The 1,060-nt window shown below is 66.7% G+C and carries 1 protein-coding gene; it reads left to right on the top strand.

Annotation, left to right across the window (positions count from 1 at the left end; genetic code table 11):
* On the top strand, positions 1-888 hold an 888-nt coding region (locus tag ABD817_RS39395), incomplete at its 5' end, for a substrate-binding domain-containing protein (RefSeq protein WP_344923569.1).
* Between the last annotated feature and the right edge of the window lie 172 nt (positions 889-1,060).

Here is a 1,060-nt window from a genome sequence, read left to right as displayed (position 1 = left end):
ATCGGGTTCTCGGCGCCGGCGGCCGATCACGGGTGGATCGCCGCGATCGCGAAGAACGCCGAGGCCGCGGCCAAGGAGTACTCCGATGTGGAGTTCAAGCCGGTCGAGCCGACCAATGACATCAACGCGCAGATCTCCGCGGTGGAGTCGCTGATCGCGGCCAAGGTCGCCGCGCTGGTGATCCTGCCCAACGACGGTCAGCAGCTCAACCAGATCGCCCGCCAGGCCTCCGACGCCGGGATCCCGGTGATCAACCTGGACCGGGTCTTCCCCGACAAGCTGTCGTACCGGACCTGGATCGGTGGCGACAACTACGGTATGGGGGTGGCGGCCGGTCACTACATCGGCAAGAAGCTCAAGGACAAGGGGGTGGCGAACCCGGTGATCCTGGAGATCCAGGGCATCGCGACGCTGCCGCTGACCCAGGACCGCAGCAAGGGGTTCGAGGACGCGCTGAAGACGTATGGCTTCAGTGTGACGGCCAAGCAGGACGCGCAGTTCACCGTGGAGTCGGGCACCAAGGTGGCCGCGAACCTGATGCAGGCGCACAAGAAGATCGACGCGATCTGGAACCACGACGACGACCAGGGGATCGGGGTGCTGGCCGCGATCAAGGAGGCCGGGCGCAGCGAGTTCTTCATGGTCGGCGGGGCCGGGTCGGCGAACGCGATGCGTGACATCCAGGCCGGCTCAGGGGTGTTGGAGGCGACGGTGACCTACAGTCCGACGATGGCGTCCTCGGCGATCAAGCTGGCGCGTCTGATCGCTCAGGGCAAGGGGATGAGTGACCTGGTGGAGAACCAGGTGCCTCAGTCGATCACGCTGGCGTCGGAGACGATCACCAAGGAGAACGTGGCCACCTACCTGCCGCTGGGATTCGAGTCTTGATGAGTCAGTCCGCCAGGCCGCCGCTCGGGGTCGGCATGGTCGGGTATGCCTTCATGGGCCGGGTGCATTCCCAGGCCTGGCGCAGTGTGGGGGCGTTCTTCGATCTGCCGGCCCGGCCGGTGATGGCCGCGTTGTGTGGCCGCTCAGCCGAGACGACGGCGGCGGCGGCCGA

It is taken from the genome of Streptosporangium oxazolinicum, assembly GCF_039537505.1.
Lineage (GTDB): Bacteria > Actinomycetota > Actinomycetes > Streptosporangiales > Streptosporangiaceae > Streptosporangium > Streptosporangium oxazolinicum.
Note: the sequence above shows the minus strand (reverse complement) of the source record. Positions and strands in the feature narration are given on the sequence as shown.